We start from the raw sequence: 13,209 nt of genomic DNA on the forward strand, positions 1-13,209 counted from the left end.
GGGGTGTTGAGCGATCCCGTCAGTAGCGTCTCAGTAGCGTCAGTGCCGTCAAGTGCCGTCAGTACCCGGCCATCTGCTCCAGACGGCGAATGCGCTGATCCATGGGCGGGTGCGTGGCGAAAAGATTGCGGATCCCGCCGAAGGGGTTGGCGATCATCATGGCGCTGACCGGCTCAACGCGCGGGTCATGAGCCATGGGGGCCACTGCGATGCCGCCGTCGATCTTGCGCAGGGCGCTGGCCAGGGCCAGCGGGTCGTTGGTCAGAACCGCGCCGTCGTGGTCGGCGTCGTATTCCCTGGTACGTGAGACGGCGAACTGAGTCAGGGAGGCGGCCAGGGGCGCCAGCAGCGCCATCAGGAGTACCGCGATCGGATTGCCCTTGTCCCGGTCGCGGCCCCCTCCCCCGAACCACAGGATCATGGTGGATACCGAGGAGATGACCCCGGCAATACCGGCGGCCACCGAGCCGGTAAGAATGTCGCGGTTGTAGACGTGGGAGAGCTCATGGCCCAGAACCCCGCGCAGTTCACGCTCGTTGAGAAGCTGAAGAATGCCCTGGGTACAGCACACGGCGGCATGGGCGGGATCGCGCCCAGTGGCGAAGGCGTTGGGACTCATGGTCGGGGCGACGTACAGGCGTGGCATGGGCTGGCCGGCGGCTGTGGACAGCTCCCGCACAACCGCGTGCATGACGGGCTGCTGGGCCTCAGTGACCTCAATGGCGCCCATGGAGCGCACGGCGAGCTTATCGGAGTTCCAGTAGGTGTAGGCCGTCTGTCCAATGCCGATCAGCGGCATAATGAACAGCCAGATCGACGACCCGGTGCCCTCGGCGAGCACCCAGCCGAGCAGGAGGAGCAGGGCCCACAGACCGCCCATGAGAATGGCGGTCTTGAGCCCGTTGTGGTGGTTTGTACCCGTCATAACGGCGATCCTAGATGTTTTCGCTGAGGGACCGTAATAATCGTGAATAATCGTGATAAAGGGCGCTCGGAGCTGGTCTCACCGCCCGGGACGAGCGGTAAGACCAGCTCCGCAGTACTTATGCGCCTCTGTCTCAGCCGGTCTCAGCCGGTCGTGGTAGCGGCCGCGGCGGCGGGCTCGGCCTTGCAGGTCGTCCCCTCATCGGGGAGCTCACCGCGCAGGAGGTAGGAGTCCACGGCGTTGTCGACGCAGGCGCCCTTGAGCCGGTAGGCGCCGTGCCCGTTGCCCTCGACGGTCAGCAGCCGGCCGGACTCCAGCTGTGAGGCCAGCGCCTGAGACCAGTGGTAGGGCGTGGCCGGGTCGCCGGTGATGCCCACGACCAGAATCGGGGCGGACCCCTCGGCGCGCACGGCTGCGGGCTCGTGGTCGGTGCTGTGCCCCCAGCCCTGGCAGAAGGCGTCACGGTACCCCAGGCCCTGACCGACGGTAGGAGCGGTCTCCTTGATCGTGGCGGCCTGCTCGTCCCACTGCGCCTGGTCGCCGCGCACCGGATAGTCGAGGCAGTCAATAGCGCTCATGGCGGATTCATTGGCGGCCTTCTGCGCCTGGGCCTGAGCGGCCTTCTCCGGGTCCTGCTCGGCGTCGCCCCCGCCTTCGGCGGCAGTGGCCAGGGTGGACAACTCGGTGCCGTCGTTGTTCCTCATGGCGGCGCGCAGAGCGGAAGTCAGGGTGTCCCAGGTGGAGTCGTCGTACATGAGCTGGACCAGGGTGCTCGAGATGGTGGCGCCATCAACGGTCACACCCTCCTGGGAGGTCGGCAGCGGGGTGGCGTTGGCATTGTCAATGAGGGTGCGCAGCTGGCTCAGGCCCTCGTCAGGGGTTCCCGTCAGCGGGCAGTCCTCACCGGCCTGGCAGTGCTACGGGATAGGCCATTGTGCCCTGGTAGTCCCAGGGGCAGTCCTCACCGGCCTGGCAGTGCTCGACGTAGGTGCGCACGCTGCCCTCGATTGCCGCGGCCTGGTCCAGGCCGATCTGCGCGTTCTGCAACGAGGGGTCCTGGGCGGAATCCAGGACCATGCGCCCCACATTGGCGGGGAACATCTCAGCGTAGCGAGCCCCGAGGTAGGTGCCGTAGGAGGCCCCCATGAAGTACAGGCGGGGGTCCCCGGACGTCGCTCGCAGAATATCGAGATCCTGGACGACCGAGGCGGTGTCCATGTGGTCGATAATGCCGGGAACCGACGAGTTCTGCTCGCACTTGGCGGCCGTCTCCTGGCCGTCCTGGATTGAGGCCTGGACGGACTCCTCCTTGTTCCGCTTTGACGCGCTGTCGTCGGCCGACGAGGCGGCCTGGCCGGTTGCCGCCTTGGCCGCCTGATCGATCTCCTCGGGGCTCAGACAGGTCAGGGGCGCAGAGGCCCCCACACCGCGAGGGTCGAAGCCGATAATGTCGAAATTGGAGCGCAGGTCGGCGGAGAAGGCCGCCTCGCCCGCCGAGACGTGCTCCACTCCGCTGCCGCCGGGACCGCCGGGGTTAACGAACAAGGTGCCGATCGGCTCACCCGAGGTCGAGGGCAGCTTCTTGAGGGCGATGTCGATCGTCTGCCCGGTTGGATTGGCGTAGTCGAGGGGCACTTGAGCGGTGGCGCACTGGAAGGAGGCCTCGTCCTCGCAGGCGCTCCAGTCGATCTTCTGCCCGTAGAAGGACTCCAGTCCGGCCGGAATCGGCGGGGCCGACGTCTCCGCCACAGGGGTCGCCCGAGCCGACGAGTTGGATGAGGTGCTTGCGGTGCACGCTGAGAGGGCCAGACAGAAGCTTGTTACAGCGACCAGCGGCAGCGCCCCGGTACGGAATCTGTTCATCGATATCATGAGGGTGACTTTAAATATGGCGCTCGATCGTGTTGATCCTCCTATTGGTTGATCCTGTGCGAATCCGCGCCTTTTCCACTAGAAGGAGGGGTCTCCGCCCGAATGCGGCCGAACGCTCACGCCCGTCTCATCCGCCGCGCACCGGCCGGCACCACCCGGGGACGCCGACGGCGCCGGCGGGCTGCTGGGGCAGCCGTGACCCGACCGGGGCCCGGCACTCCGGCGGGCGACCCGGCCCGCGCGAGGTGATCGCGGTGCCAGACGCCCAGGCCCGGTCCTCCGGCGGGCGACCCGGCCCTTGGGAGGGCGCTCAGCCCTCCAGCCGACCGGCGACGCGTGCCGGAACCCGATCGGCCTCGGGCTGGCCAATGAGGTCGCCGGGGGCTTCCTGACCGCGCGAAATCGCCGTCATCGCCTCGCGGGAGACGACCTTGACCCGCTCGCGCGGCTTGGCAGCCCCGCTGCTCACCGTAACGTCGCCGTAGGCCTCGCCGAGCTCGCGCTCGTAGGCGTCGAGCAGCTCCCAACCCTCCCAGGTGGTGAAGGGCACGCCGCGCTTCTTGAGCAGGGTCATGACCGCCTCGTGACCGATCTGGGACTCGTCGGCGGTGGTGGCGTGCAGCAGACCCGCACCGGCGTCGGCCACGAGGTTGGTAATGGTCTCCTGGGCGTCGGATTTGGTGGAGCCAATGAGTCCGACGGGACCGCGCCTAATCCAGCCGGTGGCGTACACCCCGGTGACCGGCTCCCCGTCCTGGTCCAGGACGCGCCCACCGGCATTGGGGATGACGTGGTGCTCGTTATCGAAGGGCAGGCCCTCAATGGGGCTGCCGGCGTAGCCAATGGCGCGGTAGACGGCCTGGACGGGCCAGTCGTGGAACTCACCGGTGCCCACAACCGTGCCGTCGCCGGTCAGGCGAGTGCGCTCGGTGCGCAGGGCGCGCACATGGCCGGCCTCGTCGGTGAGAACCTCCGCCGGGGCCTGGAAGAGATGGATGTGGATGCGGCGCGAGGCGGTGAGGTCCTCGGGCTCCTGCATGGCGTAGCCCTCCAGGGCCTTAACCACCTGGCGCTGCTGGTTGGAGGAGCGAAGCGCCTCCTGACTTCCGGCGTCGTACTCGAAGTCCTCCTCGTCGACCACAACATCGACGTCGGGCTGCTTCCCCAGCTCGCGCAGCTCCAGCGGGGTGAACTTGACCTGGGCGGGGCCGCGGCGGCCGAAGACGTGGACGTCCCTGGTCGGTGCTGCTTTCAGGATTTCGGCGACGTTCTCGGGGACCTCGGTGACCATCAGGTCCTCGGCGTGCTTGGCCAATATGCGGGCAATGTCCAGGGCGACATTGCCGACCCCAATGACGGCGACCTCCTTGGCCGCCAGGTCCCAGGTGCGGGGGTGGTCGGGGTGACCGTCGTACCAGGAGACGAAGTCGGCGCCACCGTGGCACTCGGGGGCGTCTACGCCGGGAATGTCCAGGGGCGCATCGACGTCGGCGCCGGTGGAGAAGATGAGGGCGTCGTAGTGCTCGCGCAGTTCCGCCACGGAGATGTCGCGACCGACCTCCACATTGCCCACCAGGCGGATGTCCCCGCGCTGGAGGATCTTGTAGAGGGCCACAATGATCTGCTTAATGCGCGGGTGATCGGGGGCGACGCCGTAGCGCACCAACCCGTAGGGGGCGGGAAGGCGCTCAAAAAGGTCGATATTCACCGCCAGCCCGGATTTGGACAGGATGTCGGAGGCGTAGATGCCGGCGGGACCGGCACCGATGACGGCGACACTGAGAGGACGTGCGTTCACTGCTCTTTCGTTTCCTAAGCGGCGGGATGAGACTGGGCGGACCGGGGCCGGGCGGCACCGGCAGTAGCGCTGCCTTAGTTTAGGGGGCGGCCGCATCACGGCCTCATGGCGTCCGACACACGTGCGGGGCCAACAGCGCCTCCCCGACCTAACCGGGTGGTGCGCCCCGGGGCTCGAGCCGTGTCGCGTCCGAGAAGTCGCCGCCCGGCACCCCCGTGGCCGAGTTCTGTCGAGTTCGGCCGGGTTCGCCCGGGTTCCGCCGAGTTCGGCCGAGTTCGATCGTTGCTCGCGCCGAGCTCGCCTCCTGACCGTGAGTGCGCTGCGAGCCCGATGTGAGCCCCTGCGCCGACGCCGGGCGATGTGTTCGCCCGGCCTCGGCGCAGGGCGGCTCAGGCCCCGGGTCAGCGCATCCTCATGACATCCGGCGTTCTCACCACTTGGTCGCAGGGATGAACAGCTCGGAGGCCTCGGGCTGGCCGTTCACCTGCTTGGACAGCGCCACGAAATGGTTGAGGGCGCGCAGCTCCGAGGCGGGGTAGGGGGTGGTGGAGATCTTCGATCCGTCGCTAAGGGACAGCAGGTGCAGCGTCTTGTCGGAGTTCCGGTACGTGGCGTAGATGGTGCTGCCGTGGACCACGGCGCTGTCCGGGATATCCTCGCCCCTGGCCCCGTTCAGCGTGAACAGCGGCTCCGCGGCCCCGGGCTCGCGCACCTCGAAGGCGTCGATTCCGCAGGTGACGAGGTACCCGTTGGCCAGGGACGTGAAGGCCATGCCCTGACCGACGGAGGTGAGCGTCATGCTGTCGGGGGGAGGGGTCTTGACCGGGGTGAGGGCCCCGGACGTGAGGTCGACGGCATTGAGGGCCTCGATGTCCATGACCGCCAGGCCGGTGCCCTTCGTGCCGACGTAGGCCCAGGTGCCGAAGACCGCCAGGAGCACGGAGCCGGCGGGGACGCTGTAAGCGACAGAACCATCGGTCAGGGAGACGATGTCAGTGGCATCGCCGTTGCTGACGGCGAGGTACCGGCCGACCAACTCGTCAGAGGTCTTAATGTCCCGCTCGTGGAGGACTGACAGGTCCGCAGTGGAGACGGCCACGCAGCGATCAGTAGTCATCACGATGACGGCGGCGCCGTCATCGGACAGGAGCACCTCGTGCTGGTCGACCGAGGAGGCGTCAACGTCGGTCCACAGGGAGGTGCTGGACACGGCGGCGGTGGCGAGCTCCACCTTGACCAGGTCCACGCTCTGCGTGGCGGCCTGCCCGTCCTTTGAGGCGGCGCTCAGCCCGGCCAGGAAGTAGGCCGCCTCCTCGGTGACGACCGCGCGTCCGGCGGTCATGGTGTAGGCGGCCCCCGGTACGGTGGCGACGGCGCTGGCGTCCTCGTCCTTGAGAACGACCACCCGGTACTCGCCGGTGCCGGCATCGGCCATGAGGAGCGAGGTGGTCAGGTCTGCGAGGTCGACGTACCCGGAGTAGTTAGAGTGATCGATCATGGAGGGGCTGGTCCAGAAGACCGCGAACTGCGACGACATCATCTGGTTGAAGCAGCAGCCGGTGATGAAGGGGCTAAGGGTCACCGGCTCGCCGAAGGCCGTGGGAGAGGACTCGGTGTCTGAGGCCTTGACCGGCGTGTGCGTCGTCGGTTCGACGCTGGCCGATGCGGTGCTCGCACCCGTGGAGGAGGTGTTGTCGGAGGACCCGCAAGATGCCAGGGTTACGGCTCCGGCAAGGCCGAGCGCGGAGGCAGACAAGGACAGGAAGGCGCGACGCTGCATGACACTCCAGGAGGTGAATATGGGGAAGGGTCTCGAAAACTCGCCCTATACCGGGTCGGGATGGGGCGAGACCGGAGCCCCAGCGCCCGGGTAGGGCAGTCCTCCCCATTGGGGGCGCGGTGGCATCGAACGCACGTCCAGGGCCACCAGCCCCTCCCGCCCCTCCGGCCCCTCCAACAAAATCCTCACAGCACAACGTCCACGGAAGGTGTGCTGTGAGGATTTTGTTGGGGGTGGGGGTGCGCCAGTTGGGGGGTGGGGGCGCCGGGGGACGAGCGGGGGACGTTGCGGCTCAGGCGGCGCGGTTGACGAGCAGGCGCGCCAGCTCCTCCATGGCTGAGTGCACCTGGGCTACCCGCTCGCTCGCGTCGGCCAGGGCGGCCCGCCGGTCGGCCCCGGTGACGCCCTCGGCATCGAGGCGGGCGGTTGTTCCCTCCAGGACCGCCTCCTCCAGGCCGTCGAGGGCGGCGACCGCATCATCGGCCCACTGCGCGGCCATGGCCCGGGTGCGCGCCAGCACCGGGTGGAGGCGCAGCCGCCCCACGACGTCGGCCAGGACCGCATCATCGGACAGGCTCGCGCTGGAAAGGGTGGACAGGATTGACTGGCCCGCCGCGTCGAGCTCGCCGGCCGCCAACGCCTGGCGCAGGAGGAGGACGGGCATGGTGTCCACGCCCTCACGCAGGTCGGTGCCGGGGGTCTTGCCGGTGATCTGGGAGTCACTGGTGAGGTCAATGACGTCGTCGGCCAACTGGAAGGCCACCCCCAGGTGCTCCCCGAACTCCTCAACGATCTGCTCCGTGCGCGCACCGGCCTGGGTGAGCATGGCCCCGTAGCGGGCGGATATGGCAATCAAGGATCCGGTCTTATCCGCCAGGATCTGGAGGTAGTGCTCGACCGGGTCGGTGTCCGCCGGGCGCGGAAGAGTCTCACGGAGTTGGCCCATGCACAGGCGCTCAAAGGTCTTGGCATGGGAGTGCATCGCCTGCGACCCCAGCGCCACCACCAGCTGGGAGGCGCGCGCCACTAGCACGTCGCCGGTGAGGATCGCCGCGGAGTTGCCCCACACTTTTTGGGCGCTGGGGGCGCCGCGGCGCAAGGGGGCCTCATCCATGACGTCGTCGTGGTAGAGGGTGGCGATATGGGTGAGCTCGACGGCGACGCCGGCGTCGCGGACCTTCTCGCCCACGGCCAGGGCCGGGTCGCCCAGTTGAGCCGTCAGCAGGGTCAGGATCGGCCGCATGCGCTTGCCCCCGGCTGCCGCCAAATGGGAGGTGGGCGGGTTAATGGTCTCATCGGCGCTGCGCACGACCTGGAGCAAACGCTCTTCAATGGCCTCAAGAGCAGGATTGATCCGGCCCTCCAATTGGGGGGCACCAAGCGAGAACGATCCGATCACGGCACGAGCATAGCGGCGTTACTCAGCAGCATCAGAACCGCCTGGGGCACAACGCCCAGCACCACGGTGAGGATCACAGCCATACCGATCGCCGACAGGGAGGGGCCCATGGACTCCACCACGACCACCCGCCCGTCCTGCGGGGTGTGGAAGAACATGAGAACAATGAGGCGCATGTAGAAGAAGGCTGTAACCGCACTGGAGGCTATAGCCAACACCACCAGACCGGTGGCCCCCCCGCCCACACCGGAGACGAAGAGCTCGAATTTGGCGATAAAGCCGCTGGTCAGGGGGATGCCGGCGAAGGACAGCAGGAATACGGTCATGGCGCCGGCCAGCCAGGGGTGGTGACGGCCCAGCCCCTTGAAGGACTCCAGGTCGGTGGCTTCGGCCCCGGCGGCGCCGTCGTGACCGACCCGCACCAGGGCGACCACGCCAAAAGCCCCAATGGTGGCCACGCCGTAGGCCAGGGCGTAGAAGAGCAACGACTGGATGCCGGCGACGCTCAAGGCGAGCAGGCCGATGAGCATGTACCCGGCGTGAGCGATCGCCGAGTAGGCGAGCATGCGCTTAACGTCGCCCTGCACAACGCCGACGACGGTGCCCACCACCATGGTCAGTGCGGCCACCGCCCACAGGAAGGGGGCCAGGTCCCAGCCCAGATTCCCCGCAATGACATAGTAGAAGCGGATGAGGGCCAGAAAGGCGGCGGCCTTGACGCCGGCGGCCATGAACCCGGTGACGGGCGTGGGAGCACCCTGATAGACGTCCGGGCTCCAGGCGTGGAAGGGGGCGGCCGCCACCTTGAACAGCAGGCCAACGGTCACGAGTACCACACCGGCCAGGAGCAGCCAGTCCATGCCCGCCACGGATCCCATGGCAATGGCGCCGGCAATATCGGAGTAGGTCACTGAGCCGGAGAAGCCGTAGAGGAGGGCGGCCCCCATGAGCAGGAAGGCCGAGGCGAAGGCGCCCAGCATGAAGTACTTCAGGGCCGCCTCCTGACTGAGCAGGCGGCGGTGGCGGGCGGTGGCCGTCATAATGTACAGGGGCAGGGAAATGAGCTCCAGGGCGACGAACAGGCTCACGAGGTCACTGGCCAGGGCGAAGAGCATCATGCCGGCCAGGGAGAACAGCGTCAGGGGGAAGACCTCGGTGGTTCTCCACTGGGCATGGATGGACTCGCTCTCCTCGGCGCTGCCGGGCCGGTCCGCGGCCTGGGCGGTGAAGGCGGAGTCGCCGACGGTGGTGGGGTCGGCCATGACGAGGACGGCCAGGAAGCCAATGATCAGGAGGATGCCTTGGGCCGCCAGCGCGAAGGGGTCCTCGGTCAGGCCGGCGATCGGCGCGCCGTCGCCGGGCAATGACAGCCCGTCCCAGCGCACGACGACGGCCACCCCTGCGGCGAGAATGGCCAGCACCGCCAGGGTCGCCTGGGTGATCAGGCGAGCGCGCCGGGCCACGAAGGTCTCCACCAGGACGCCGAGTACCCCGGCTCCCAGGACAATAATGGCCGGGGCGAGTCCGGCCCAGTTGATCGGTGGGGCGGTGACGTTCACTGGCGGGTCCCTTCGGCGGTGGGGACGTCCAGGGCGGCGCTGGCGGCCTGTTCCTGGCTCGTGACGGTGGAGATCTGCTCGGCGACGCCGTCGAGGGTGTCGGTCACGACGGCGGGGGCCAGGCCCAGGGCGAGCATGGCGGCGATGACCGGGACCAGGACGAGTTTCTCGCGCCCGTCAAGGTCGGTGCCGCCCACGCGCTCGGGCGCCGGAGCGCCGGTGAACACCCGCTGGTAGGGCAGGAGCACGTAGACGGCGGCAATGACCACCCCCAGGGCGGCCACAACCCCCAGGGGCACCGAGACGGAGAAAGTACCGGTCAGGACCATCCACTCCGGCACGAAGCCGCTCAGGCCCGGCAAGGCGATGGAGGCCAGGCCGGAGACCAGGAAGGTGCCGGCCACCAGGGGCATGACGCGGGCAATACCACCGAGTTCGCTTATGGACACCGTGCCGGTGCGCCGCGCCAGGAAGCCGGTCACCAGGTAGAGCCCGGCAATGGACAGGCCGTGGGCGACCATGTAGACCATGGCCCCGGTGGCCGCCACCCGACTGCCCACGAAGATCCCCAGCACCATGAAGCCGAAGTGGCTGATGGAGGTGTAGGAGATGAGCCGGTAGAGGTGGTCCTGGCCAATGGCGGCCAGGCCGCCGTAAATAATGCCGACCACGGCCAGCACCACAATGACGGGGGCCGCCCAGGCGGAGGCCTCGGGGAAGAGCGGCAGCACGAGGGAAATCATGCCGTAGGTGCCGATCTTGTCCAGAACGCCAATGAGGAGGACAGAGGTGCCCGGGGTGGCCTGCTCAGCGGTGTCGGGCAGCCAGGTGTGCAGGGGCACCATGGGGGCCTTAATGGCGAAGGCGATGAAGAAGGAGGCGAAGATCCAGCGGCGCACGCCCGTGGGGGCGGCAATGCCGGCGGCCAGGGTGTCCAGGTGGTAGGCGGTCTCGCCGCCGGGGCCGTAAACGAGCAGGGCCATGACGCCCAGAAGCATGACCAGGCCGCCGGCCAGGGAGTACAGGAGGAATTTCAGGGCGGCACGGCGCCGTCCGGGTCCTCCGAAGCCCCCGATGAGGAAGTACACCGGGATGAGCATGGCCTCGAAGCAGATGTAGAACAGGAAGACGTCGCGAGCGGCGAAGATGACGACCATGAACGCCTCCAGGACCAGCACCAGCCCGGAGAAGAGGGCTTGACGGTCGGCGGGCACCTCGCCCCAGGAGGCCAGGAGCACGATCGGCACCAGGAATGCCGCGAGCAGAATCATGGCCAGGCCCAGGGCGTTGACCCCCAGGGCCCAGGATGTGCCCAGCGCGGGGATCCAGGGGCGGGCTTCGGCCAGCTGGATGGTGGCGCCCCGGGTGGTGTCGAAGAGGCACAGGGCCCAGACGCCGACGGCGAGCGCAGCCAGGGAGAAGACCAGGGCCACGGCCCGGGCCTGACGGCGCAACGGGGGCACCGCCCACAGCAGGGCCGCCCCGGTGAGGGGGACGAGCACCATGATGCTCAGCACGGGCAGCGATGCGGGAAGGGACTGCATGTCTGTGTCCTCTCAGATCCTGGTGGCCAGGACGGCAATGAGTGCGAGCACCGTCCCGCCGAGCATGTAGCCGGCGTAGGAGCGGACGTACCCGGACTCGGTGCGGCGGACGAGCCGCCCGGTAGCGGCCGTCCCCCGGGCAAGGCCCTCAACGGCGCCGTCGACCACGTAGTGGTCGGTGAGGCTCGCGGCGGTGACCAGGCCCTGGCCCGGGCGCATGGCGATGGCCTCGTTGACGGTGTCTTGATGCATGTCCTTGCGGGCCGCCTCGACCAGGACATTGCCGGGCTGGACCACGGTGGGCACCGGCCGGCGGGCGTACATGAACCAGGCGACGACGACGCCAATAAGCACCAGTGCCAGGGTGGCGCCCATAATGGCGGTCACCGGCAGTACGGGCTCGCCGTGCTCGACGTGGCCGGTGACCGGCTCCAACCAGGTGGTGAAGCGCTCCCCCATGGCCAGTAGGCCTCCCAGGGCCAGGGAGAAAAGGCTCAGGATGACCAGTGGGGCGGTCATGAGAACACCGGACTCGTGCGGGTGGACCTCCCCCTCCAGGTCCTCGGCGGTCGTCCACCGCTTGGTGCCGTGGAAGATCATGAAGAACAGGCGAGACATGTAGAAAGCGGTCAGGCCCGCGCCCAGCAGGGCGATGGTGCCCAGAATCCAGGGCTGGGCGCCGTGACCGACGAAGGCCGCCTCAATGATCTTGTCCTTGGACCAGAACCCCGAGAAGGGCGGGATACCCAAGATGGCGAGCCAGCCAATGCCCATGGTGGCCCAGGTGATTCTCATGTGGCCGTGCAGGGCGCCGAAACGGCGCATGTTGACCTGGTCGTCCATGGCGTGCATGACGCTTCCGGCCCCGAGGAAAAGCTGGGCCTTGAAGAAGCCGTGGGTGAGCAGGTGGAAGATGGCGAAGGCGTAACCAATGGGGCCGAGGCCCGCGCCGAGCATCATGTAGCCGATCTGGCTCATGGTGGATGCGGCCAGGACCTTCTTCATATCGTCCTTAGCGGCGCCAATGACGGCCCCCAGCAGCAGGGTGATGGCGCCGACGACTGCCACGGCGAGCTGGGCATCAGGGGCACCGGTGTAGATGGCGCCCGAGCGCACCATGAGGTAGACGCCGGCAGTGACCATGGTGGCGGCGTGAATGAGGGCGGAGACTGGGGTGGGGCCCGCCATGGCGTCACCCAGCCAGGCCTGGAGCGGGAACTGCGCGGACTTGCCGCAGGCGGCTAGCAGGAGGAGGAAGCCGATGGCGGTGAGCCAGCCGGTGGACACCGAGCCCCCGGCGGCGAGCTGGAGCACGTCGGAGAAGCGCACCGAGCCCATCTGGGCCACCATGGCCATCATGGCCAGCAGCAGTCCGAGGTCTCCGACTCGGTTCATAATGAAGGCCTTCTTGGCGGCGGTCGCATTGGAGGCACTGGCGGCCTTGGCGGCGGGAGGGGCGTCGGCGTCGGCCGTGTTCCAGAAGCCGATGAGGAGGTAGGAGGCCAGGCCCACACCCTCCCAGCCCACGAAGAGCACAATGTAGGAGTCGCCGAGGACCAGGGTGAGCATGGCGGCGATAAAGAAGTTGAGGTAGGCGAAAAAGCGGCGCCGATCGCGATCGTGACTCATGTAGGCCACCGAGTACAGGTGGATGAGGAAGCCCACGAAGGTCACCAGCATGACGAAGGTCAAGGAGAGCGGGTCGATCTGGAGGCCCACGGTGACGTCGAGGTCGCCCGAGGAGAACCAGCGCCACAGGCTGAGGTAGATGGTGCGCTGGTCGGCGCTCAGGCCCAGGACCTGCATGAGGATCGCCCCGCCCAGGCAGGCGTCGAAGAGGGCGGCGGCCAATCCCAGCCAGTGCCCCCAGGAATCGCAGCGGCGTCCGGCCAGGAGCAGGATGGCGGCGCTGACGGCGGGCACGGCAATGAGGAGCCAGGACCAGGCGGCCGGACCGGTGGGGTCGGTGAGCAGGCCGGTGGCGTGCCCGGCCAGGAGCGCGGCGGTAGGCGGTGCGGTGGTCATGCCGGTCTCCTCAGTTCTTGAGCAGGTTCGCGTCGTCAACCGACGTGGACCTGCGGGTGCGGAAGATGGACACGACAATGCTCAGGCCCACGACGACCTCCGCGGCAGCGACGACCATGACGAAGAAGGCGAAGACCTGCCCGGTGAGGTTTCCGTGGAGACGGGAGAAAGTCACCAGGACCAGGTTGACGGCGTTGAGCATGAGCTCGACGCCCATGAGCTCAATAATGGCGTTGCGGCGCAGCAGAACGGTCAGGGCCCCCAGGGTGAAGAGCACGCCGGCCAGGACGACATAGGCGGTCATGGG

Annotated in this window: 10 protein-coding genes; all 10 read right to left on the reverse strand. The window is 68.0% G+C overall.

The annotated features are described in order from the left end of the window. Positions 1 to 58 precede the first annotated feature (58 nt). On the reverse strand, positions 59 to 925 hold the full coding sequence (gene htpX / locus EUC46_RS02715) for a zinc metalloprotease HtpX (protein WP_128772659.1): 867 nt from the start codon (positions 923 to 925) through the stop codon (positions 59 to 61). Between the two features lie 143 nt (positions 926 to 1,068). After that, complete coding sequence (locus EUC46_RS02720; RefSeq protein ID WP_128772660.1) at positions 1,069 to 1,725, reverse strand: alpha/beta hydrolase; 657 nt, start codon at positions 1,723 to 1,725, stop codon at positions 1,069 to 1,071. A gap of 100 nt (positions 1,726 to 1,825) precedes the next feature. After that, entirely contained in the window at positions 1,826 to 2,674 is an 849-nt protein-coding gene (locus EUC46_RS02725) for an alpha/beta fold hydrolase (protein WP_164918733.1), read from the reverse strand. 433 nt (positions 2,675 to 3,107) lie between these two features. Continuing rightward, positions 3,108 to 4,595 (reverse strand): FAD-dependent oxidoreductase, encoded by a 1,488-nt coding sequence (locus EUC46_RS02730; protein WP_128772662.1) that lies wholly within the window; start codon positions 4,593 to 4,595, stop codon positions 3,108 to 3,110. A gap of 430 nt (positions 4,596 to 5,025) precedes the next feature. After that, the gene (locus EUC46_RS02735) at positions 5,026 to 6,375 is read right to left on the reverse strand and encodes a hypothetical protein (protein ID WP_128772663.1); all 1,350 of its coding nucleotides are present in this window, start codon (positions 6,373 to 6,375) and stop codon (positions 5,026 to 5,028) included. 292 nt (positions 6,376 to 6,667) lie between these two features. After that, positions 6,668 to 7,774, reverse strand: a complete 1,107-nt coding sequence (locus EUC46_RS02740) for a polyprenyl synthetase family protein (protein WP_128772664.1) — start codon at positions 7,772 to 7,774, stop codon at positions 6,668 to 6,670. Beyond that, a complete protein-coding gene (gene nuoN / locus EUC46_RS02745; protein ID WP_128772665.1) occupies positions 7,771 to 9,333 on the reverse strand; it encodes an NADH-quinone oxidoreductase subunit NuoN in 1,563 nt (520 codons plus the stop codon). The genes EUC46_RS02740 and nuoN overlap by 4 nt, the downstream gene beginning before the upstream one ends. Next, positions 9,330 to 10,877, reverse strand: a complete 1,548-nt coding sequence (locus EUC46_RS02750) for an NADH-quinone oxidoreductase subunit M (protein ID WP_128772666.1) — start codon at positions 10,875 to 10,877, stop codon at positions 9,330 to 9,332. The genes nuoN and EUC46_RS02750 overlap by 4 nt, the downstream gene beginning before the upstream one ends. 12 nt (positions 10,878 to 10,889) lie before the next feature. After that, positions 10,890 to 12,902: an NADH-quinone oxidoreductase subunit L gene (gene nuoL / locus EUC46_RS02755; protein WP_128772667.1), complete on the reverse strand. Its 2,013-nt coding sequence runs from the start codon at positions 12,900 to 12,902 to the stop codon at positions 10,890 to 10,892. Positions 12,903 to 12,912: 10 nt separating this feature from the next. Beyond that, the gene (nuoK, locus tag EUC46_RS02760; RefSeq protein ID WP_421701102.1) at positions 12,913 to 13,206 is read right to left on the reverse strand and encodes an NADH-quinone oxidoreductase subunit NuoK; all 294 of its coding nucleotides are present in this window, start codon (positions 13,204 to 13,206) and stop codon (positions 12,913 to 12,915) included. Positions 13,207 to 13,209: the final 3 nt, after the last annotated feature.

The organism is Actinomyces oricola, assembly GCF_004104015.1.
Lineage (GTDB): Bacteria > Actinomycetota > Actinomycetes > Actinomycetales > Actinomycetaceae > Actinomyces > Actinomyces oricola.

Coding starts and splice junctions, on each gene's coding strand:
- htpX (WP_128772659.1), bottom strand. CDS start 925: ATGACGGGTACAAACCACCACAACGGGCTCAAGACCGCCATTCTCATG.
- EUC46_RS02750 (WP_128772666.1), bottom strand. CDS start 10,877: ATGCAGTCCCTTCCCGCATCGCTGCCCGTGCTGAGCATCATGGTGCTC.
- EUC46_RS02735 (WP_128772663.1), bottom strand. CDS start 6,375: ATGCAGCGTCGCGCCTTCCTGTCCTTGTCTGCCTCCGCGCTCGGCCTT.
- nuoK (WP_421701102.1), bottom strand. CDS start 13,206: ATGACCGCCTATGTCGTCCTGGCCGGCGTGCTCTTCACCCTGGGGGCC.
- nuoL (WP_128772667.1), bottom strand. CDS start 12,902: ATGACCACCGCACCGCCTACCGCCGCGCTCCTGGCCGGGCACGCCACC.